Source organism: Pseudomonas sp. R11-23-07, from assembly GCF_003852295.1.
Lineage (GTDB): Bacteria > Pseudomonadota > Gammaproteobacteria > Pseudomonadales > Pseudomonadaceae > Aquipseudomonas.
Genome location: NZ_CP027761.1, coordinates 260,425 through 281,013 on the forward strand (window position 1 = coordinate 260,425; position 20,589 = coordinate 281,013).

At 61.2% G+C, this 20,589-nt stretch carries 17 protein-coding genes, 1 tRNA gene and 1 pseudogene; 9 read left to right on the forward strand and 10 right to left on the reverse strand.

Features of this window, described 5'->3' with window-relative positions:
- Positions 1-365: 365 nt before the first annotated feature.
- Together C4J84_RS01030 and C4J84_RS01035 are read right to left on the reverse strand one after the other, a co-directional pair.
- Positions 366-2,015, reverse strand: a pseudogene (locus tag C4J84_RS01030) (DUF927 domain-containing protein); the annotation flags it as partial.
- Between the two features lie 85 nt (positions 2,016-2,100).
- Positions 2,101-2,177: transfer RNA gene (locus C4J84_RS01035), tRNA-Arg, on the reverse strand.
- A 370-nt stretch (positions 2,178-2,547) separates the two neighbouring features.
- Here C4J84_RS01035 and gabD point away from each other — a divergent pair.
- Positions 2,548-3,990, forward strand: a complete 1,443-nt coding sequence (gene gabD / locus C4J84_RS01040; protein ID WP_124360737.1) for an NADP-dependent succinate-semialdehyde dehydrogenase — start codon at positions 2,548-2,550, stop codon at positions 3,988-3,990.
- A gap of 178 nt (positions 3,991-4,168) precedes the next feature.
- Positions 4,169-5,446, forward strand: a complete 1,278-nt coding sequence (gene gabT, locus C4J84_RS01045; protein WP_124428348.1) for a 4-aminobutyrate--2-oxoglutarate transaminase — start codon at positions 4,169-4,171, stop codon at positions 5,444-5,446.
- Between the two features lie 82 nt (positions 5,447-5,528).
- Here the strand turns inward: gabT and C4J84_RS01050 are convergent, their stop codons facing one another.
- The 4 genes from C4J84_RS01050 to desA form a co-directional block, all read right to left on the reverse strand.
- Complete coding sequence (locus C4J84_RS01050) at positions 5,529-6,728, reverse strand: hypothetical protein (RefSeq protein ID WP_124434789.1); 1,200 nt, start codon at positions 6,726-6,728, stop codon at positions 5,529-5,531.
- Positions 6,729-6,741: 13 nt separating this feature from the next.
- On the reverse strand, positions 6,742-7,629 hold the full coding sequence (locus C4J84_RS01055; protein WP_124413506.1) for a nitrilase family protein: 888 nt from the start codon (positions 7,627-7,629) through the stop codon (positions 6,742-6,744).
- A 171-nt stretch (positions 7,630-7,800) separates the two neighbouring features.
- Positions 7,801-8,802: a sensor domain-containing diguanylate cyclase gene (locus tag C4J84_RS01060; RefSeq protein WP_124434790.1), complete on the reverse strand. Its 1,002-nt coding sequence runs from the start codon at positions 8,800-8,802 to the stop codon at positions 7,801-7,803.
- Between the two features lie 188 nt (positions 8,803-8,990).
- A complete protein-coding gene (gene desA, locus C4J84_RS01065) occupies positions 8,991-10,175 on the reverse strand; it encodes a delta-9 fatty acid desaturase DesA (RefSeq protein ID WP_124369170.1) in 1,185 nt (394 codons plus the stop codon).
- A gap of 166 nt (positions 10,176-10,341) precedes the next feature.
- Between desA and dibA the strand changes: the two genes are divergently transcribed.
- The 6 genes from dibA to C4J84_RS01095 all read left to right on the forward strand — a co-directional run bounded on the left by dibA (position 10,342) and on the right by C4J84_RS01095 (position 16,780).
- The gene (dibA, locus tag C4J84_RS01070; RefSeq protein WP_124434791.1) at positions 10,342-12,252 is read left to right on the forward strand and encodes a phosphodiesterase DibA; all 1,911 of its coding nucleotides are present in this window, start codon (positions 10,342-10,344) and stop codon (positions 12,250-12,252) included.
- A 301-nt stretch (positions 12,253-12,553) separates the two neighbouring features.
- On the forward strand, positions 12,554-12,736 hold the full coding sequence (oscA, locus tag C4J84_RS01075; protein ID WP_010565387.1) for a sulfur starvation response protein OscA: 183 nt from the start codon (positions 12,554-12,556) through the stop codon (positions 12,734-12,736).
- Positions 12,737-12,882: 146 nt separating this feature from the next.
- On the forward strand, positions 12,883-13,893 hold the full coding sequence (locus tag C4J84_RS01080; RefSeq protein ID WP_124360743.1) for a sulfate ABC transporter substrate-binding protein: 1,011 nt from the start codon (positions 12,883-12,885) through the stop codon (positions 13,891-13,893).
- 198 nt (positions 13,894-14,091) lie between these two features.
- Entirely contained in the window at positions 14,092-14,910 is an 819-nt protein-coding gene (cysT, locus tag C4J84_RS01085) for a sulfate ABC transporter permease subunit CysT (RefSeq protein ID WP_065949976.1), read from the forward strand.
- 13 nt (positions 14,911-14,923) lie between these two features.
- Complete coding sequence (gene cysW, locus C4J84_RS01090; RefSeq protein ID WP_122686303.1) at positions 14,924-15,796, forward strand: sulfate ABC transporter permease subunit CysW; 873 nt, start codon at positions 14,924-14,926, stop codon at positions 15,794-15,796.
- Positions 15,797-15,799: 3 nt separating this feature from the next.
- Positions 15,800-16,780, forward strand: a complete 981-nt coding sequence (locus C4J84_RS01095; protein ID WP_124369172.1) for a sulfate/molybdate ABC transporter ATP-binding protein — start codon at positions 15,800-15,802, stop codon at positions 16,778-16,780.
- Positions 16,781-16,907: 127 nt separating this feature from the next.
- Here the strand turns inward: C4J84_RS01095 and C4J84_RS01100 are convergent, their stop codons facing one another.
- From C4J84_RS01100 to C4J84_RS01110, 3 genes are all read right to left on the reverse strand, one after another.
- Positions 16,908-17,435, reverse strand: coding sequence for a DUF962 domain-containing protein (locus tag C4J84_RS01100; RefSeq protein ID WP_124434792.1), 528 nt, complete (start codon positions 17,433-17,435; stop codon positions 16,908-16,910).
- Between the two features lie 102 nt (positions 17,436-17,537).
- On the reverse strand, positions 17,538-17,948 hold the full coding sequence (gene uraH, locus C4J84_RS01105; protein WP_124369174.1) for a hydroxyisourate hydrolase: 411 nt from the start codon (positions 17,946-17,948) through the stop codon (positions 17,538-17,540).
- A gap of 28 nt (positions 17,949-17,976) precedes the next feature.
- Positions 17,977-18,450 (reverse strand): heme-binding protein, encoded by a 474-nt coding sequence (locus C4J84_RS01110; protein ID WP_124434793.1) that lies wholly within the window; start codon positions 18,448-18,450, stop codon positions 17,977-17,979.
- A gap of 100 nt (positions 18,451-18,550) precedes the next feature.
- On the opposite strand from C4J84_RS01110, the gene C4J84_RS01115 reads away from it, so the two are divergent.
- Positions 18,551-18,916: a response regulator gene (locus C4J84_RS01115; protein WP_124365385.1), complete on the forward strand. Its 366-nt coding sequence runs from the start codon at positions 18,551-18,553 to the stop codon at positions 18,914-18,916.
- 642 nt (positions 18,917-19,558) lie between these two features.
- Here C4J84_RS01115 and C4J84_RS01120 read toward each other — a convergent pair.
- Positions 19,559-20,563: an AraC family transcriptional regulator gene (locus C4J84_RS01120; RefSeq protein WP_124365386.1), complete on the reverse strand. Its 1,005-nt coding sequence runs from the start codon at positions 20,561-20,563 to the stop codon at positions 19,559-19,561.
- Between the last annotated feature and the right edge of the window lie 26 nt (positions 20,564-20,589).

Sequence of the window (20,589 nt, forward strand, 5' to 3'; positions counted from 1 at the left end):
ATCAGCTCCTGCTCTAAGGCGGCGATGATCAGGTTTTGACGGCGATTTTGCTCGCTAGCTGCAGTCAGGCTTTGCCGCTTTCTGTGCCATCAGTGTTGGCAGCTTTCTCGCCCTCTGCATCGCCCCATGCCAATGCCTGCGCGTAAGCGGTGGCCGCGAGGGTAATCGTTTCGGAATTCTCGAGAGCTGTTTCATAAGGAATCAGGGCGGCTCGAAGGCCCTCCATTTCGTTGGTAATTTGGTCGCGTCGTCTTTCATTTCTTGAATTTCGTTCATTTGACTGGTCTCTGAATGATTCGAATGGAATTATTGATTGGCTGGCAAGACGGAATGAGCCGGCGCTGCCTCAGTCAGTAGGTTGGACGTCAGGCGGCCTTGGCCTCGCGTTCATCAGCACCCGGTACGGTCTTCACCACATAGCAGCACTGAGTTCCTAGGCCCGGTAAACGAATCGAGCTGGACGCTTTGCCATCTGTGCCTGGTTCAAGCACGCCACGGCGGAGTAGCTCTTTGTTCACAGCATTTAGGTTCATTCCCTTGAAGACTTCGGAGCGCCATGCCTCGGGCAACACGTAGTAGGTGTTTGTGGTGTGCAGGGCATCGCTCATTCCGTGTTCCATCGTCTTGCGAAAGCCAAGCCGATCAATCGTGCGTGGTCCATGCCCGTCGATCTTTGCAGCGGCAGACTCCACCGGGTGAGGCGGCTTTCTCCAAATCGCTCAATGACCTGTCGCAGTCGCGCCAAGATCGCATCGCCCTCGAGGTTACCGGTGCCGCCGCGTTCGTCCAGCCACGCATGCAGACACACCCGTGCTGCGGTTGTGGCTGTGCCATCGGGCCAGCCAGTAACGCCGAAGGCGGTGGCTAGCTCTCCGGCCGCTGCTGCGAGGCCGAAGCGAAGGGCGGCACGCTGCGCCTGACCACTGGCCGAGGCTGGTAGGTTTTGGGTGATGAACTGTTCCACCGTGCGGCGCACGATCACTTTCCACCTGAGCATTTCCCCAGGCGCACACAGTGCGCGCAGGAAAGCGGTGAGGGGCGTGCCGTAATATTTGGCTACTCGGGCCTTGAGCGCATCGGAGAGGGCGGCAGCGTCCTCAAAACCATTCAGCACATCGAACATGCCGAGGCCTTTGCTGGCATCCGCTGGCACGGCGAGCATGCGCACCTCCATACCGGCTTTCGGCTCCTTGCTTGCATCCGCCATGTGCTGCGCCAACGTCTTCTCGCCGGTCGAGAGAAACAGCAAGCGCCACTCCTGCACCTGTCGGCCCGCTTGTCCTCGATCATTCGCCCGGGCCTTGCCGGTGCCGTTGCCGAGCATGTACACCGTCTCGCAAATAATGCGCGGGTCGCACATGCCGATTTCATCCAGTACCAGGAGACCGTCTGAGTGTGCGGCGGCGATGGACTCCAGGGCGTTATCCGTGGAGCCCCACGAGCGCACCAGACGAGGCCCACCATAAACCGAGGCTGCGACTTGCAAGTGTGTGGTCTTGCCGCCGGAGCTGTCGCCGTAGAGGTGGAAGCCGCCCGACTCATGCCCAAGCAGGTTCAGCAGAGGCCCTGCAAAGGCCACAGAGACGACAAACGCCAAGTGATGGTTGCCAACACGCGCCGATTTTCTGCTGCCATTGCTCCAGAGAACCTGCCTCGCTGATCGGCGGCAACTGCGCACCGGCTTCATAAAAATGCAGGCGTTCGGCGTGTGAGCCGATCTGTGGTTCGGGCAATAGGAACGCATTGTCGTGCCAGCCCAGGCGTGTCACCAAACGTACTCGCTGCGCGCTGTCGAAGCCGTCGAGATAACTCTGCAGGTCGTCGCGGGCATTGCGCCCTGATCGGGTTCCCGCGAGGCGCAGGCCCATGTCGACCGGTGGACCGAGTACGTCCTTTCCGAAGTCGCCAGCCATGGTTCGGGCTGGAATGTTCCAGCGCTTGTTGGCGCCGTCCGGGTAATCGAATTCGACCTACAAACCCCAGTTGTGGCCTTTGTCGTCGTGACTACAGGCGACGGATAGCCAGAAACAAGAAAGCCCGCACTAGGCGGGCTTCTTGAGATGACTCGTAGACTGTCTGAGACAGGTCTAAACAGCTATATGGTGCACCCGGCGGGATTCGAACCCACGACCCCTGCCTTCGGAGGGCAGTACTCTATCCAGCTGAGCTACGGATGCTTGTGCGGGCGACATCATACCCATGTCGACCTTGGGCGTCCATGCCGGTCTTTGGGCCTTTAAGTGTAGGAATCCGCCGCGTGCAGGCTCTGGGCCGGGGCCATCGATCAGTGCGGTTAAACCAAGTGCAACTACGCTGATCAGAAAGGTCTGACGGATATGGCGTTTTTGTTCTTTTTTTCGAACATCCTATTGCCCTGTACCCCCATTGCTCCTAGGATTCGTTTGAGATTTCAAACGCTCTGCCTCTCGTGCTCTGTCTATTCACTGTGGCGCGTTGAGGCTGATTTCCCTGACGGCAGCCCACCAGGCGCCTTTCAACAACTCTAATTCGCTCCGCGTGCGCGCGGTGCTGTTAAGGAAAGCCGACATGCAGCTTAAAGACACCCAGTTGTTCCGCCAGCAAGCGTTCATCGATGGCGCTTGGGTCGATGCGGACAATGGTCAAACCATCAAGGTCAACAACCCGGCCACGGGCGAGATTCTCGGCACCGTGCCGAAGATGGGCGCCGCCGAAACCCGCCGCGCCATCGAAGCCGCCGACAAGGCCCTGCCGGCCTGGCGTGCACTCACCGCCAAGGAGCGCGCCAATAAGCTGCGCCGCTGGTTCGAACTGTTGATCGAGAACCAGGACGACCTCGGCCGCCTGATGACCCTCGAACAAGGCAAGCCGCTGGCCGAAGCCAAGGGCGAAATCGTCTACGCCGCTTCCTTTATCGAGTGGTTCGCCGAAGAAGCCAAGCGCATCTACGGTGACGTGATCCCCGGCCATCAACCCGACAAGCGCTTGATCGTGATCAAGCAGCCGATAGGCGTGACCGCTGCCATCACCCCCTGGAACTTCCCTGCGGCGATGATCACCCGCAAAGCCGGCCCGGCCCTGGCCGCCGGTTGCACCATGGTGATCAAGCCGGCGTCGCAAACCCCGTTCTCGGCCCTGGCCCTGGTTGAACTTGCGCACCGTGCCGGTATCCCGAAAGGCGTGCTGAGCGTGGTCACCGGCAGCGCCGGCGACATCGGCGGCGAGCTGACCAGCAACCCGATCGTGCGTAAATTATCCTTCACCGGCTCCACCGAAATCGGTCGCCAGCTGATGGCCGAGTGCGCCAAGGACATCAAGAAAGTCTCTCTGGAGCTGGGCGGCAATGCGCCGTTCATCGTGTTCGACGACGCCGACCTGGATAAGGCCGTCGAAGGCGCGATCATCTCCAAGTACCGTAACAACGGCCAGACGTGCGTCTGCGCCAACCGCCTGTACATCCAGGATTCGGTATACGACGCGTTCGCCGAAAAACTCAAAGTGGCCGTGGCCAAGCTCAAGATCGGCAACGGTCTGGAAGAAGGCACCACCACCGGCCCGCTGATTGACGAAAAGGCCGTGGCCAAGGTCCAGGAACACATCGCCGATGCCCTGAGCAAAGGTGCCAAACTGTTGGCCGGTGGCAAGGCGATGGAAGGCAACTTCTTCGAGCCGACCATCCTGACCGACGTGCCAAAAAACGCAGCCGTGGCCAAGGAAGAAACCTTCGGCCCACTGGCGCCGCTGTTCCGCTTCAAAGACGAAGCCGAAGTGATCGCGATGGCCAACGACACCGAGTTCGGCCTGGCGTCGTACTTCTATGCCCGTGACCTGGGCCGTGTGTTCCGTGTGGCTGAAGCGCTGGAATACGGCATGGTCGGCGTCAACACCGGGTTGATCTCCAACGAAGTGGCGCCGTTCGGCGGCATCAAGGCTTCGGGCCTGGGCCGTGAAGGGTCCAAGTACGGGATCGAGGATTACCTGGAAATCAAATACCTCTGCCTGGGCATCTGACCGGTAAGGGATTGCAGTAAACGCAGAGGGCACGAGAGCGCTGTCCCTTTGCGTGTTTTACGCCGTTATTCGCAGTGGCCGGAAAGCTGTGGCAGTCGATCATCGCATGCTGCCGTAGTTGCCTCCCCGCCACTTATCCTTGAGCCACGCCGCCCGATGAGCGGCGAATGAGGACTTTATGAGCAAGACCAACGCTTCCCTGATGAAACGCCGCGAAGCCGCTGTACCGCGCGGTGTTGGCCAGATTCACCCGATCTTCGCCGAATCCGCGAAGAACGCCACCGTGACCGACGTTGAAGGTCGCGAGTTCATCGACTTCGCCGGCGGTATCGCCGTGCTGAACACCGGTCACGTGCACCCGAAAATCATCGCAGCGGTGACCGAGCAGTTGAACAAGCTGACGCACACCTGCTTCCAGGTCCTGGCCTACGAGCCTTACGTGGAGCTGTGCGAGAAAATCAACGCCAAGGTGCCAGGTGATTTCGCCAAGAAAACTCTGCTGGTCACCACCGGTTCCGAAGCGGTCGAGAACGCCGTGAAAATCGCCCGCGCCGCCACGGGTCGTGCCGGTGTGATCGCCTTCACCGGCGCGTACCACGGCCGCACCATGATGACCTTGGGTCTGACCGGTAAAGTCGTGCCGTACTCGGCCGGCATGGGCTTGATGCCGGGCGGCGTGTTCCGAGCGCTGTTCCCCAATGAGCTGCACGGCGTGAGCGACGACGACGCCATCGCCAGCATCGAGCGTATTTTCAAGAACGATGCCGAGCCGCGTGATATCGCTGCGATCATCATCGAGCCGGTGCAGGGCGAAGGCGGTTTCTACGTCGCGCCGAAAACCTTCATGAAGCGCCTGCGCGAACTGTGCGACAAGCACGGCATCCTGCTGATCGCCGACGAAGTGCAAACCGGTGCCGGCCGCACCGGCACCTTCTTCGCCATGGAACAGATGGGCGTCGCCGCCGACCTGACCACCTTCGCCAAATCCATCGCCGGTGGCTTCCCGCTGGCCGGTGTGTGCGGCAAGGCCGAATACATGGACGCCATCGCCCCAGGCGGCCTGGGCGGTACCTACGCCGGTAGCCCGATCGCCTGCGCGGCCGCGCTGGCGGTAATGGAAGTGTTCGAAGAAGAGCACCTGCTGGACCGCTGCAAGGCCGTCGGCGAGCGCCTGGTAACCGGCCTCAAGGCCATCCAGGCCAAATACCCGGTAATCGGCGAAGTGCGTGCACTGGGCGCGATGATTGCCGTGGAGTTGTTCGAAGATGGCGATAGCCACAAACCGAACGCCGCTGCCGTTGCATCCGTGGTGGCCAAGGCGCGTGACAAGGGCCTGATCCTGCTGTCCTGCGGTACCTACGGCAACGTCTTGCGCGTATTGGTGCCGCTGACCTCGCCGGACGAGCAGCTGGACAAAGGCTTGGCAATCATTGAAGAGTGCTTCTCTGAGCTTTGAGCCCAGCGCCTTCCTCGATAGAAAAACCCCGCCTCGGCGGGGTTTTTTATGCCTGATGAATCACCTCCAGGCGTTGATTGGGTTAATCCGCGATCACCGCACCGATGAACGGCACGATCAACGCCGTACTGATCGCCATGGATAAGACGTTGCCGATGTAGGGGTGCAGGTAGCTGGGCAGGCGCCCGGCAATCGCGCAGGCCAGCGGCGGGGCGATCAGCGCGCCCAGTATCGCGCTGGCTACGATCACTGTCGGGTTGCCGCCATAGGTCAACACGGCAGCGGGCACTACCGACACCAGGGGCACATAGGTTGGGTACCAGCCACGCTCACGCCATTGCCGGCGCCACAGGATAATGCCGATGAGTGAGGTCAGCGCTTGGCCTGCAATCAGGTGTGGCAACCATCCAGATCCATAAGCGGGGCTCAGGGGATTCAGCGCATAAGCCAGCAACACCCCAGCGAGCAAACCCAGGCTGGCCCACTCATTGCCATAGAACGGCGCTTCGGAAAAGTCCGCCAGCACCCGACGTAACGTCCAGCGTATACCGTAATCGGGTGTTTTCAGAGCGGCAGCGGGAGGGATGCTCGCTTTGGGGTCAACTGCGCGACTTACCAGCACCGGCAGGGCACGGCATAGTAAAAACGCCACCAAACTGCCTAAAGCCATGCCCAATACATTGCCAATCACCATCGGCAAACCCAGCGGAATGCACAGGTAGTTGACCAGCAACAGGCAGCTCGGCGTCACCAGAAGCGCGCCGAGCAAGGCGCCATTGAGCGTGACCTTCCACCCCCCGCCAAACAGCAGCACCATGGCCGCCGGCAGCGAAACAAAGGCGGCGAACGTGGGTTGCCAGGCGTCTGCCGTCAGGGTCCAGCCCCACATCGCATTGCTCAGCAGCAAGCCCAGCAATGAACTGGTCACCAACCAGGGCCAGAGCCCCGTGCCGTAGGCGATGCTGAAGCCTTGCCAGGCCTGAGCATAACGACTGGTCCAGTAACCGAAAGCGCCACCGAGCAGCAGGCCGAGTGACGCGAACTCGTGTTTATAGAAGGCCACTTCGCTGATATCGCCGACCACCCAACGCACCCACGCTGTAGGGCTGGGCAGGCTGGCCATCATGTCGTTGTAGCTTGGCCAGAGCTCCGGCGCCGAGGTGGAATAAACCACTGATAACCCGGTGAGCGACACTGCCAGGGTGAGCGAGGCCAGGACCAGAAGGACAAGGTGGCGAACAGATGAGTCTGATGACAGTTTTTTTGTCGGTAGGAAAGCCATGGTCGCACCCCCATCAGCGTGGCAGGCACGGGTGAAGGCGGTAGCCGAGCATCCCGTCATACAGGTCGCTGCGACGATCCCGTTGCAGGTCGTTGAGGCTGTTCCAGATCGGTGCGCTGCGAGCGCTGGAGAGGTCGATGTCGGCGTAAATAATCGCTTGCTCGTTAGGTGAGGCGATCTTGCCGATGGGCCAGCCGTTGGTGCCGGCAATAAGTGAACACCCAAGGTAACGTGCATCCTGTTCCTCGCCGATACGGTTGGCCGCAGCAATGAACACGTTGTTGACGTGGGCGGCCGTCATGGTCAAGTACGAGGCCATGCATTTGCCGGCTTCGTCGAACAGCGGCGGCGGGGTCCACACCCAGTTGTTCAAACTGCAGATGATATCGGCGCCTTGCTGGGTCAGGATGCGTGGGACCTCGGGGAACCAGATGTCCCAGCAGATCAGTAAACCTATACGGCCTATGGGGGTTTCAAACACCGGGAATCCAAGGTTGCCGGGGCTGAACCAGAGCTTTTCCTTGTTCCAGAGGTGGGCCTTGCGGTATTTACCAATCAGGCCGTCCGGGCCCAGCAGCACGGCGGTGTCGAACAGTTGCATGCCGTCGCGTTCAGCCAGGCCTGCCACAAGATGCACTTGGTGAAACTGCGCGAAATCCATCCAGGCCCGCACGCTGGGGCCGTCTGGAACGGGCTCGGCATGCAAATAGGCGTCCTGGCGATTGTTGAATAGGTAACCGGTATTGGCCAACTCGGGCAGCACAATCAGATTGGCGCCATTGTTAACCGCTTGCAGGGCAAGGCTCAGGCTGGTTTCCAGGTTGGAAGCGCGATTGTGGGTGCCGACTTGCGGATCAAATTGCACAACGGCGACGCGTACGGGGCTCGTGGACTCGTTCATGGTGCAGACCTCTTATTGTTATGAGCCCACCGGAATGGGTGGGCCGTTTAATAGGAAGTCTTCTTTTGCTGTGCGTCAGTAGGTTGTTTCCTTTTGAAGCGTAGGCAGTTGCTGTATCAGCGGCTGCCGCGGTAGCGCGGTACGCGACTAGCGCTGCCAAACCAATACGAGCTAACCCGCGATCACCCGATTTTTACCCTGACGTTTTGCCTCATACATCGCCGCATCGGCGCGGCCGAACAGGCTGTCCAGGGTCGAGTCGTCTTCGCGCAGGCTGGTCAGGCCCTGGCTGACGGTCACTGTAAACGCGTGGCCTTCAACGCTGAAACTCAGCGCCTGGATTTCCTTGCCCAGCCGCTCGGCTACCTGCAGGGCCATGTCCGGGGCGCAGCCGGGCAGTATGGCGGCGAATTCTTCGCCGCCGATGCGGCCGAACAGGTCGCCACGGCGCAACACGCCTCGGCCACTTTCGGCGATGCGCCGCAGCACCTGGTCACCTTCGAGGTGGCCATAACTGTCGTTGATGTCTTTGAAGTCGTCGATGTCCAGCAACAGGAACGCCAGCGGCGTGCCCTGCATACAGGCGTTGTCAAAGGCCTGGTTGGCGAGTTCGAAGAAGTGCCGGCGGTTGCTGCTCTGGGTCAGCACATCGGTGGTGGCCAGGCGATGCAACTCCAGCTCCAACTGCTTCTTTTCGGTGATGTCCTCGGCCATGCCCACGACGATCATCGGCTTGCCCGGCTCGGCCTGCTGATTGATATAGCATTTGTCGCTGAGCCAGCGGATCTGCCCGTCGACCGTGACGATGCGGTATTCGCGGTCTTCCACGGCGCCCTGTTCCAGCACGCGGGCCAGGCTGTGTTCGGCGTAGTCGAGGTCTTCGGGGTGGATGCTGTTGCGCCATTCCCGGTGATCGGCCAACAGCAAACCGGCGCTTCGGCCGAATATCCGTTCGTAGGCCGGGCTGACGTACAGCACACGACGCGTTTCCCAGTCGATGGCCCACAGCACCGCGTTCACGCTCACCAGCAGCGAGCTGAGCAGCTGCTCACGCTCACTCAGCCGCTCGACCTCGCCCTGGGCATGCATCAGCGCCAGCAGGGTCGACGCCGCCGCTGGGCGCGGTGGCTGGGCAGAGGACAGGTCAATCGGGCAGGGCTTTTCGTGAACCATCGGAACAACTCTCTCTGGGCGCGCCGCAGGATGGAACAGCGGTCACTACAAGGGGTCACCATGATGGCGAAGTGTTCTTTGAGAGAGGGGAATTGCGGTGAAGTTCCGTGATCGGGATGGATTGGCGGTGCCCGGAAAATGGCGCCAAAAAGCCAGTGTGCGGGAGGGAGAGCCCTCCCGCAGTACCGTCAGACCGCTGCGGGACGCAGTGAATAGGTCTTCAATTGGTGAGCGAAATCGCGCAGAGATTGAATGCCGCTGGCCTCGGCTTCGTGCACCCATTCCTTGATCGCAGCCAGCATGTCGTGGCCGTTGGAACTGGTCTTGAGCCAGATTTGCTGCAGCGCCAGGCGCTTCTCGTAGATCACGCTCAGCGCATGGCTGTGTTCCAGCATGCTCTGGATGCGCACGTGGTGGCGATCGCTCAGCAGGCTGGTTTCCCGTGACAGCAGGCGCTTGGCGCGATGAAACTGGTGGCGCACCGAATGATCGACTTTCTCCAGCTCTTGCTTGACCAGCGGGCCGATCACCAATTTGCGGTATTGGGCCATGATCTGGAAGCGGTTGTTGAGGATCGCCATTGCGGTGTCCATGTCCAGGTGGCCCTTGCCTTCGACACGGTGGGCGATCGGCGCGACGCGCTGCACCTTGGCCAGGCGCAGGAAGCTGAACACCTTGATCCAGGCCCAGCCCAGGTCGAATTCCCACTTCTTCACCGACAACTTGGCCGAATTGGGGTAGGTGTGATGGTTGTTGTGCAGTTCTTCGCCACCGACGATGATGCCCCACGGCACCAGGTTGGTCGCCGCGTCGCGGCATTCGAAGTTGCGATAGCCCACGGCATGGCCCAGGCCGTTGATGACGCCGGCGGCCCAGAACGGGATCCACATCATCTGGATCGCCCAGATGGTGATGCCGATGGTGCCGAACAGCAGCACGTCGATGACACCCATGATCGCGATGCCCAGCAGCGGGTAGCGCGTGTAGAGGTTGCGTTCGATCCAGTCGTCCGGGCAGTTCTTGCCGTAGATGCGCAGGGTCTCGGGGTTTTCCGCTTCGGCGCGGTACAGCTCGGCACCTTTGCGCAGCACGGTGGACAGGCCCTTGATCACCGGGCTGTGCGGGTCATCGACGGTTTCGCATTTGGCGTGGTGCTTGCGGTGGATGGCGGTCCACTCGCGGGTGTTCTGCGCCGTGGTCAACCACAGCCAGAAGCGGAAGAAGTGTTTCAGGCCAGCATTGAGCTCGAGCGAGCGATGGGCCGAATAACGGTGCAGATAGACGGTGACCCCGATAATGGTCACATGGGTCATCAACAACGTGACTGCCACCAGTTGCCAGGCTGACAGGTCAAGAAAACCGTTGTACCACATAGGCTGTATGGCCCTCAGATAAAGTAAAGAACAGCTCACGCATTATCACTAAGCCTACAGAGAAAACCAGCCGCCCTTTCAGATAGAAGTGACTGGATGTTTCTTATTCTATAATCCTCAGCCTTCGTAGGGCGATTGTGTTTTTTTGGTAAGGATTACTGAGCATATGTTGTTTTCATACCGAGGAGCCCTACGTGCGGGGCTGGTATACCTGCTGATTTCCATTCTATGGCTCCAGCTTAGCCACCATCTATTAATCAGCTTTATCGATGATCCACGGGCCTTGCCGCATTGGCTGCAACTGCGCGGCTATGTCTGGGTGGGCCTGAGCGCGCTGGCTATTTACTTGATGGGCGCGCGGTTTGCCCGTGCCCACGCGTTGCAACAACCCCTGAAAGAAAACCGTGAACGTCTGCAACAGGCCGCTGCGGTGTTTGATTGCACCCGCGAAGGCGTGCTGGTCACCGACGCTCAGGGCCTGATCGTGCACGTCAATCGGGCGTTCATCGAGATCACCGGATACCGCCGCGAAGACGTCATGGGCCGGCCACCCAGCCTGTTCAAGTCCGGGCGCCATTCGTCGATTTTTTATCAACAGATGTTCCAGGCCCTCGAGCGCAGCGGCGAATGGAGCGGCGAAATCTGGAATCGACGCAAAAGCGGAGAAATTTACCCCCAGTGGCAAACCATCCGCGTCATCCGTGATGACCAGGGCCACATCAGCCACTACGTCGCGGTGTTCTCGGATATCAGCGCCATCAAGGACTCCGAACACGAGCTGGCGCACCTGGCCCACCACGACCCGCTGACCGGCCTGCCCAACCGCCTGCTGTTCACCGACCGCGCCGAGCAGGCGCTGGCCTCGGCACGCGTGCACAAGCGCGGCTGTGCGTTGCTGTTGATGGACCTGGATCACTTCAAGATCATCAATGACAGCCTCGGCCACAACGTTGGCGATCAACTGCTCAAGCTGGTGGCCGACCGTCTCAAGGGGCTGTTCGGGCCTGGGGTGACCCTGGCGCGCCTGGGAGGCGACGAGTTCGCCGTGCTGGCGGAAAGTTGTCCACAGGTGATGCAGGCTGCGGCCATGGCCCAGCGCATGCTCGAGGCCATGAAGGAGCCGTTCATTTTTGACGGCAACCAGCTGTTTATCAGCGCCAGCATCGGTATCAGCCTGTTCCCCAGTGATGCGCTGAGCGCCGAGCAATTGTTGCGCAACGCTGACTCGGCCTTGTTCAAGGCCAAGAACGCGGGCCGTGAAAGCTACGCCTTGTACACCGAGGAACTGACGGCTCACGCGCAGAGTCGTGTGGAAATCGCCAGCGAATTGCGCCGCGCCCTCGACCGGCAGGAACTGCGCGTCTATTACCAGCCCGTGCACGACCTGCAGGACAGCCGTTTGATTGGCGTGGAAGCGCTGGTGCGCTGGCAGCACCCGGAGCGCGGCCTGGTGCCGCCGGCTGAATTTATCCCCATCGCCGAGCGCACCGGGTTGATCGCCGACATCGATGCCTGGGTGATGGACCAGGCCTGCCGCCAGATGTGCCTATGGTTGGCGGACGGCGCGCCGTTGGGGTTTATCGCGATCAACGTCTCCAGCCGCCTGTTTGCCCGGCGTGAACTCTATGAACAGGTCGGCCAGGTGCTCCACGACACCGGCCTGGACCCGGCCTTCCTGGAGCTGGAAGTCACCGAAAGCGCGGTGATGGATGATCCGGAAGTGGCCCTTGAACAACTGCACCGCCTGCGCGAGCTGGGCTTGCGCCTGGCCATCGACGACTTCGGCACCGGCTATTCCTCGCTGTTGCGCCTCAAGCGCCTGCCGGTGCAGAAACTCAAGATCGACCAAGGCTTTGTCGCCGGTTTGCCCTGGGACGAAGACGACGCCGCCATCGTGCGCGTGGTCATCGCCCTGGCCAAAAGCATGGGCATGCAGGTGCATGCCGAAGGCATCGAGCAAGTGGAGCAGGCGCGCTTCCTGCTGGACCAGGAGTGCGACATGGGCCAGGGGTATTGGTTTGGCAAGCCGATGCCGGCGGCCGATATCGACTGGCACCGAGCCCCGGTCCTTAATTGAAATGCGATCAAACTGTGGGAGGGGGCTTGCCCCCGATGGCGGTGTATCAGCTTGGGGAGGCTTGGCTGACCCACCGCCATCGGGGGCAAGCCCCCCTCCCACATTGGATTGCATTACGGCTGAATTTCAGTGGTTGAACGCAAAACCTGCGCGCAACCCCACGCTCCACCAGAAAATTCTTTCTGGTTATATAAACATTCTTAAATAGTATTTTTAAGAATATCCGCGCTTATCTACTATCGCCCTCACGCCGCAAGCAGTGCCGCCACTGCCAGGCACTATTCATTTCAGGAGCGAGACCATGAGCGCATCTCTACGTAGCGTCGACGGCCAGGACGAAGCAGCCATTTTGCGTGAGATCCAGAGCGCTTTGCGCGATCTGCGGTTTGGCGCGGTGGAAATCACCGTACACAACGCTCAAGTGGTACAGATCGAACGCAAGGAAAAATTCCGTCTGCAGAACCCAGGTAACAAACCCGCCTAAGAATAAGCCACCAGTAGGAGCGAGCTTGCTCGCGAAAAACGCCAACGATAACGCAGCGCATCAGGTTTAACGCGGTGCTCCTGGGTTTTTCGCGAGCAAGCTCGCTCCTACAGGGTTGCGCCAACATAAGAATTTCAGGAGCTTCTATGTCGTCGATTCGCCGTTACGCCCTGGCCGCATTGGCCAGTGCCGTGTTTGCCGGTTCCGCCGTTGCCAAGGATTACGAGTTGCTCAACGTCTCGTACGACCCGACCCGTGAGCTGTACCAGGACTACAACGCTGAGTTCACCAGCTTCTGGAAACAGTCCCACCCGGGCGACAACGTGAAGATCCAGCAATCCCACGGTGGTTCGGGCAAGCAGGGCCGCGCGGTGATCGACGGCCTGCGCGCCGACGTGGTGACCCTGGCCCTGGCCGGCGACATCGACGAAATCGCCAAGCTGGGCAAGACCCTGCCGGAAAACTGGCAGACCCGCCTGCCGGATGCCAGCACCCCGTACACCTCGACCATCGTGTTCCTGGTACGCAAGGGCAACCCCAAGGGCATCAAGGACTGGGGCGACCTGGTCAAGAAAGACGTTTCGGTGATCACGCCTAACCCGAAAACCTCCGGCGGTGCGCGCTGGAACTTCCTCGCGGCCTGGGCCTACGGCCTGAAGACCGGCGGCAGCGAAGCCAAGGCTCAGGAATACGTCAAAGAGCTGTTCAAACATGTGCCGATCCTCGACACCGGCGCACGCGGTTCCACCATCACGTTCGTCAACAACGGCCAGGGCGACGTGCTGCTGGCCTGGGAAAACGAGGCGTTCCTGGCGCTGAAAGAAGACGGCGGCGCCGACAAGTTCGACATCGTCGTGCCGTCCCTGTCGATCCTCGCCGAGCCGCCAGTGGCCGTGGTTGACAAGAACGCCGAGAAAAAGGGCAACACCGAGATCGCCACCGAATACCTCAAGCACCTGTACAGCCCGGCTGGCCAGGAGATTGCGGCGAAGAACTTCTACCGCCCACGCGATGAGAAAGTCGCCGCCAAATACGCCCAACAGTTCCCGAAACTGGACTTGGTGACCATCGACAAAGACTTCGGCGGCTGGAAAACTGCCCAACCGAAATTCTTCAACGACGGTGGCGTGTTCGACCAGATCTACACGGCGCAGTAAGCCAAAGTACCTGTAGGAGCGAGCTTTCTGTGGCGAGGGAGCTTGCTCCCGCTGGAGTGCGAAGCGCTCCCAGTACCGGTCCCCACGGTTCATCGGGTCGCCTGGTCCTGGGGCTGCTGCGCAGCCCAGCGGGAGCAAGCTCCCTCGCCACAACAGCTGGCTTCTACAGTGGTTTCTACCCTTTAACCAAGGACTCTTATGTCGCGTCGTATCTCCCCCGTCATACCCGGCTTCGGGCTGACGCTGGGCTACACCGTCGTGTACCTCAGCCTGATCGTGCTCATCCCGCTGGCGGCGATGTTTGTACACGCCGCTCAACTCACCTGGGATCAGTTCTGGAACATCATCTCCGCACCCCGCGTGCTGGCGGCGTTGAAACTGAGCTTCAGCACCGCGTTGTACGCCGCGCTGATCAATGGCGTGATCGGCACCCTGCTGGCCTGGGTGCTGGTGCGCTACACCTTCCCCGGACGCAAGATCATCGATGCGATGATCGATCTGCCGTTCGCCTTGCCCACGGCTGTGGCCGGTATCGCGTTGACCGCGCTGTACGCGCCTAACGGGCTGGTTGGCCAGTTCGCCGCCGACCTGGGCTTCAAGATCGCCTACACCCCGCTGGGCATCACTCTGGCGCTGACCTTCGTTACCTTGCCCTTCGTGGTGCGCACCGTGCAGCCGGTACTCGCCGATATCCCCCGGGAAGTCGAAGAGGCCGCCGCTTGCCTGGGCGCCAAGCCGCTGCAAGTGTTCCGTCACATCCTCGTGCCGGCGCTGTTGCCGGCCTGGCTGACCGGTTTTGCATTGGCCTTCGCCCGTGGCGTCGGCGAGTACGGTTCGGTGATTTTCATCGCCGGCAACATGCCGATGAAAACCGAGATTCTGCCGCTGCTGATCATGGTCAAGCTCGACCAGTACGACTACCGCGGCGCCACCTCGATCGGTGTGCTGATGCTGGTGGTTTCCTTTGTTTTGCTGCTGCTAATCAACTTGCTGCAGCGGCGCATTGAACGTCCATAAGGAGGCGCGGAACATGTCCCAATCGTCTATCTCCGCCGCGTCCTCGGCCAACGCCGCCCGGCGCGGCAGCGCCACCTCGCGACGCATCCTGATCGGCCTCGGCTGGCTGGTGTTCGCGCTGTTTTTGCTGCTGCCGCTGTTGATCGTGGTGTCCCAAGGCTTGAAGAATGGCCTCGGCGCGTTCTTCACTGCGATCCTCGAACCGGACGCGCTGTCGGCGCTGAAACTCACGGTGATCGCCGTGGTGATTTCGGTGCCGCTCAACCTGGTGTTTGGTGTCAGCGCCGCGTGGTGCGTGAGCAAGTATTCTTTCCGTGGCAAAAGCATATTGGTGACGCTGATCGACCTGCCGTTCTCGGTCTCGCCCGTGATCGCAGGCCTGGTGTACGTGCTGATGTTCGGCGCCCAGGGCTTCTTCGGGCCGTGGTTGCAGGACCATGACATCCAGATCGTGTTCGCCTTGCCCGGCATCGTGCTGGCGACCATCTTCGTCACCGTGCCGTTCGTAGCCCGCGAGCTGATCCCGTTGATGCAGGAGCAGGGCACCCAGGAAGAAGAAGCCGCGCGCCTGCTGGGTGCCAACGGCTGGCAGATGTTCTGGCATGTCACCGTGCCGAACATCAAGTGGGGCCTGATCTACGGCGTGGTGCTGTGTACCGCGCGGGCCATGGGTGAGTTCGGCGCGGTGTCGGTGGTGTCCGGCCATATTCGTGGCGTGACCAACACCCTGCCGCTGCACGTCGAGATTCTCTACAACGAATACAACCACGTCGCCGCCTTCGCGGTGGCCAGCCTGTTGCTGATCCTGGCGCTCTTCATCCTGCTGCTCAAGCAGTGGAGCGAGAACCGAATCAACCGCCTGCGCAACAGCGCCGGTGAGGAATAAGTCATGTCGATCGAAGTCCGTAATGTCAGCAAGAACTTCAATGCCTTCAAGGCCCTGGACAGCATCAACCTGGATATCCAGAGTGGCGAGCTGGTGGCCTTGCTGGGCCCGTCCGGCTGCGGCAAGACCACCTTGCTGCGCATCATCGCAGGTCTCGAAACCCCGGATGCCGGTAGCATCGTGTTCCACGGCGAGGACGTCTCCGGCCACGATGTGCGTGATCGCAACGTGGGCTTTGTGTTCCAGCACTATGCGCTGTTCCGCCACATGACCGTGTTCGACAACGTCGCCTTCGGCCTGCGCATGAAGCCGAAAAACCAGCGCCCGAGCGAAAGCCAGATCGCGACCAAGGTTCACGACCTGCTGAACATGGTGCAGCTCGATTGGCTGTCGGATCGCTATCCGGAACAACTCTCCGGCGGCCAGCGCCAACGTATCGCCCTGGCCCGCGCCCTGGCGGTAGAGCCTAAAGTGCTGCTGCTGGACGAACCCTTCGGCGCCCTCGATGCCAAGGTGCGCAAGGAGCTGCGCCGCTGGCTGGCGCGCTTGCACGAGGATATCAACCTGACCTCGGTGTTCGTGACCCATGACCAGGAAGAGGCCATGGAAGTTGCCGACCGTATCGTGGTGATGAACAAGGGCGTGATCGAGCAGATCGGCTCACCGGGCGAGGTGTACGAAAACCCGGCCAGCGATTTTGTGTACCACTTCCTGGGTGACTCGAACCGCCTGCACCTGGGCGAGGATAAACACCTGCTGTTCCGCCCCCATGAGGTGTCGCTGTCGCGGCATGAGCTGGAGGATCACCATGCGGCTGAGGTGCGCGATATTCGGCCGCTGGGCGCGACCACGCGGGTGACCTTGAAGGTGGAAGGCCAACCCGAGCTGATCGAAGCCGAAGTGGTCAAAGACCACGACAGCCTCACCGGCCTGGCCCGTGGCGAGACCCTGTTCTTCAAACCCAAGGTCTGGCAAAAAGCCTAAGCTCACCGCAAAACCAAATCTGAAACTGGGAACAAATGTGGGAGGGGGCTTGCCCCCGATAGCGGAGTGTCAGCTGGCCTATGAATCAACTGACCCACCGCCATCGGGAGCAAGCCCCCTCCCACATTCAGACCCCGCTTGGCTTAAGATCGCGGCGCGCCACCGGCCCCGAGCGCGCTTCAATCTGTTGTTTCAGGTCCTGCCGCAAGCCCACCAGAAACGCCAACTCCGCCACCACAAACAACGGCCCCACGATCAGCCCCGACACGTCGTCCACAAACGCCGGCTTGCGGCCTTCGTAGTAATGCCCGACAAACTGGATCACCCAGCCCAGCACAAACAGGCCCACGCCGCTGCCCAGCCACACCGTCGTGCTTTGCGCCGCCAGTACGTGCCCGGCCCACACCGACAAACCCATCAGCACCGTCATCAACACACCCAGCGCCAGCTCCAGGCGCAGGTAGAACCACGCCGAAAACAGCGCCAGCAGCACCGCCGGTGATAGCCACAGCCCGCCCACCGCCCATTCGGGGCGTGACAGCAGCACGGCGACCGCCACCACAATCAACGGAATGCCGATGAAATGACTGGTGATATTGCGCGGGTCGCGGTGGTAGGCGGCGTATTGACTGAGGTGGTCGACGAGGCTTTTCATTGTTATTCCTCCTGTAGGATGTTTGATCATGCCCTGTCAGTCGGCTGCCAGCGGCTGTTGATGATGATCGCGCAAGGCCAGGGTGAAGTCGAGCAGGCGGACCTATGAACCGCGATAGGTGGAGAAGCCGTAGGGGCTGAGCAACAGCGGGATGTGGTAGTGCTGATCGACCTGCTTGACCTGGAAAATCACCGGCACTTCGGGGAAGAAGGTTTCGCGGTTGGCTTTCTTGTAATAGTCGCCGGTCTTGAACACCACGCGGTACTCGCCCGGCTTCATTTTGCGATCAGCCGGGAACAGTTCGGCGATGCGCCCTTGTTGGTTGGTCACGCCTTGGGACAGCGCCTGCCATTGGTCGCCCACGTGTTCCTCCAGGGTGACGTTGACGCCGGCGCTCGGCAGGCCATTTTCCAGGTTGAGCACATGCACGCTCAGCGGGTTGCCGTCGGCCAGGGCCAGATTGCACAGGCCGCTCAGGCTGAGGGCGGCGAGGGTCATGCTTAGGGTTTTCATCGAGAAGTCCTTGTTGACAGGAGTGGAATCAAGGGGTGATTTTCAAGCCCAGTTGCTCGGCCGCCTGTACGGCGCAGGCTTCATCCTGCGGCGCGCCGCCGGCACCGGCGATGCCCAGCGCGCCGACCAGTTCGGCCTCGGCAAACAGCGGCACGCCACCGCCGAGCAACAGCAATTCGGGCAAGCTGTTAAGGTTGGCGGCCTCGGGGTTGTTGCGCGCACGCTCGGCGAACAGCCGGGTTGGGGTTTTGGTCGACAACGCCGTGTACGCCTTGCGCTGGCTGGCGAGGCTGTTGTGCGGGCCGACGCCGTCGGCGCGCAGGCTCAGCAACAGGTTGCCGCCGCGGTCGAGCACGGTCAGCGCGGCGGTGCAGTGAGCCAGGCTGGCATCGGCCAATTGGCGCGCGGTGTATAAATCAAGCGTGGCGTGGCGTGGCAGTTGTGGCGCCGCCTGGGCGGCAGTCGCCACGGCGAGGCTCAGGAATAAAGCAGTGCGATACATGGTGAACGCTCCAGAAGGCAGGCCGTCACGGTAGCCAGTGGAGGTGGACAAAAGCCGCACAATTTGATGACAGGTTTGTAATCAAACCCAGAGGTAAGGCATGCACGTGTTGTTAGTGGAAGACCAGCCGCAACTGGCGCAACGGATGGCCCAGGGCTTGAGCGAGGCCGGTTTTACCGTGGAAGTCGCGGCCAACGGCATGGCCGCGCAACGGTTTGTGGAAAGCACCGTGTACGATCTGGTGATCCTGGATGTGATGCTGCCGGGCCTGAATGCCTGGAAGTTGCAGCAGGAGGTTCGCCAGCGCGGCGAAACGCCCGTGCTGTTCCTGACCACGCCCGATGGCATCGAAGATCGTTTGCGTGGGTTGGAATTGCATGAAGACGACTACTTGCTCAAGCCGTTTGATGCCAAGGCATTGGTGGCGCGGGTGAGGAAGGTGTTGCGGCGTGACCGAGGGCGGTGATGGCCTCCACCACCGCTATCGGGGCATAGATATCTACACAACTTTGGCGTAGCCCTGAACCTGTGGCGAGGGAGCTTGCTCCCGTGGCGACCTGGCGGCCTATAGCTATCTGACTGATGCCGCGCGATCCAAATGTGGGAGGGGGCTTGCTCCCGATGGCGGCCTGACAGCCGACCAGGATGCTGGATCAGGGCGAGTACATATCCGTTGCTGCGGTAACGGCTGCTATGGGTTCCGCCCTTACGGCGTCTCACTTTTGAAAAGCGCAAAAGTAAGCAAAACGCTCTTGCCCCACCACTCGGCACCTCGCTTAGGCTCGGTGTGCCCGTAATCCGACAGCGATTTGGGGGGCCGCCGCCACGCGCCATCCATGGCGCGGGGCGGCTAAACCGGCATCCCTGCCGGTTTACCCCCCAAATCACTGTCGAATTCCGGCCAGCGTGGTTTAACGGGGCGCTTAAGATCAAGAGCAAGATCAAGAGCGGCTCGCTTCGCATCGTGGTTACTGTTGGCTGCTACAAAGTTGTGTAGATACCTATGGCTATCGGGGGCAAGCCCCCTCCCACACTTGAATGTATTCACAGACCCAATGTGGGAGGGGGCTTGCCCCCGATGAGGCCCTCAAAGCCACCCCACATCTGCCTACCGCAACCCATCCCTGAACTGCCCCGGCGTCATCCCCGTCCAGCGCTTGAACGCCCGATTGAAGCTGCTGGTATCGGCAAACCCCAGCAAATGGCTGATCTCGGCCAATGAACACTGCGGATCGCGCAGGTGCAATAGCGCCAGGTTCTGCCGACACTCATTGAGCAGTGCATCAAACCGGCAGCCTTCATCCGCCAGGTGCCGCTGCAGGCTGCGCAGGCTCAAATGCAGCGCCTGGGCGATCCGCTCCGCGCTGGGTTCGCCGTCGGGCAGTTGCGCTTCGATGGCGGCGCGCACCTTGCGCTCCCAGGTCAGCGGTTGCAGTTGGGCCAGGGTGCGCTTGAGCACGGTTTCATTGTGTTCGGCCAACTCCGGGTTGGCGTCGTCCAGGTGGCTGTCGAAGTCGCGGGCGGCGAACTCCAGGCGGTCTTCCTCAGCGCCGAAGAACACCGGTGAGCGAAACACCGTGTGCCAGGGCGCAGGGTCGGCCGGTTCCGGGCGCCGCAGGTACACCGCCAGCGGTGCATAGTCACGCCCGAGGCGATTGCGGCAGGTGCGCACATAGATCGCCGCAAACGCATCTATGGCTTCCAGCGCCGGCGCCGGGCTGCCTTCGGGTTGCAGCAGGCGGAAACGGTAGCCGTCACCGTGACGGCTCAGCTCCAGGCTCAGGGCATCACTGACCACTTGGTGATAGCGCACGATACGCTCGAACACCTCGCGCAGGCTGCCGCTGGCCACCAGCGCATACCCCAACGCATGAAAGGTGGTGGGGCTGACAAACCTCGACACCCGCAAGCCAATCGCCGGATCGCCACTGGCCTGCACCGCCAGTTCCCACAGGCGCGTGGTGGCCGACAACGGGTAGCGCGCATTCGGGTCGTCCATCAACAGCGGGTCGAGCCCGGCCTCGCGGCAGAGCGCGGCGCTGTCGAGGCCCAGGGCGTCGAGTTGCTTGCGCAGGGCGCGGGTCCAGCTGGCGAGGGAGGTGGGTTCGGTCATGGCGATTGGCGCTTGCGGTCAACAGG

Excerpts from the sequence above, each read along its gene's own strand:
- C4J84_RS01055 (WP_124413506.1), bottom strand. The coding sequence starts at position 7,629 with ATGAACGAGTCCACGAGCCCCGTACGCGTCGCCGTTGTGCAATTTGAT.
- C4J84_RS01110 (WP_124434793.1), bottom strand. The coding sequence starts at position 18,450 with ATGTATCGCACTGCTTTATTCCTGAGCCTCGCCGTGGCGACTGCCGCC.
- C4J84_RS01080 (WP_124360743.1), top strand. The coding sequence starts at position 12,883 with ATGTCGTCGATTCGCCGTTACGCCCTGGCCGCATTGGCCAGTGCCGTG.
- cysW (WP_122686303.1), top strand. The coding sequence starts at position 14,924 with ATGTCCCAATCGTCTATCTCCGCCGCGTCCTCGGCCAACGCCGCCCGG.
- C4J84_RS01120 (WP_124365386.1), bottom strand. The coding sequence starts at position 20,563 with ATGACCGAACCCACCTCCCTCGCCAGCTGGACCCGCGCCCTGCGCAAG.
- C4J84_RS01100 (WP_124434792.1), bottom strand. The coding sequence starts at position 17,435 with ATGAAAAGCCTCGTCGACCACCTCAGTCAATACGCCGCCTACCACCGC.
- gabT (WP_124428348.1), top strand. The coding sequence starts at position 4,169 with ATGAGCAAGACCAACGCTTCCCTGATGAAACGCCGCGAAGCCGCTGTA.
- uraH (WP_124369174.1), bottom strand. The coding sequence starts at position 17,948 with ATGAAAACCCTAAGCATGACCCTCGCCGCCCTCAGCCTGAGCGGCCTG.
- C4J84_RS01095 (WP_124369172.1), top strand. The coding sequence starts at position 15,800 with ATGTCGATCGAAGTCCGTAATGTCAGCAAGAACTTCAATGCCTTCAAG.
- dibA (WP_124434791.1), top strand. The coding sequence starts at position 10,342 with ATGTTGTTTTCATACCGAGGAGCCCTACGTGCGGGGCTGGTATACCTG.
- oscA (WP_010565387.1), top strand. The coding sequence starts at position 12,554 with ATGAGCGCATCTCTACGTAGCGTCGACGGCCAGGACGAAGCAGCCATT.
- C4J84_RS01050 (WP_124434789.1), bottom strand. The coding sequence starts at position 6,728 with ATGGCTTTCCTACCGACAAAAAAACTGTCATCAGACTCATCTGTTCGC.
- cysT (WP_065949976.1), top strand. The coding sequence starts at position 14,092 with ATGTCGCGTCGTATCTCCCCCGTCATACCCGGCTTCGGGCTGACGCTG.
- desA (WP_124369170.1), bottom strand. The coding sequence starts at position 10,175 with ATGTGGTACAACGGTTTTCTTGACCTGTCAGCCTGGCAACTGGTGGCA.
- C4J84_RS01115 (WP_124365385.1), top strand. The coding sequence starts at position 18,551 with ATGCACGTGTTGTTAGTGGAAGACCAGCCGCAACTGGCGCAACGGATG.
- gabD (WP_124360737.1), top strand. The coding sequence starts at position 2,548 with ATGCAGCTTAAAGACACCCAGTTGTTCCGCCAGCAAGCGTTCATCGAT.
- C4J84_RS01060 (WP_124434790.1), bottom strand. The coding sequence starts at position 8,802 with ATGGTTCACGAAAAGCCCTGCCCGATTGACCTGTCCTCTGCCCAGCCA.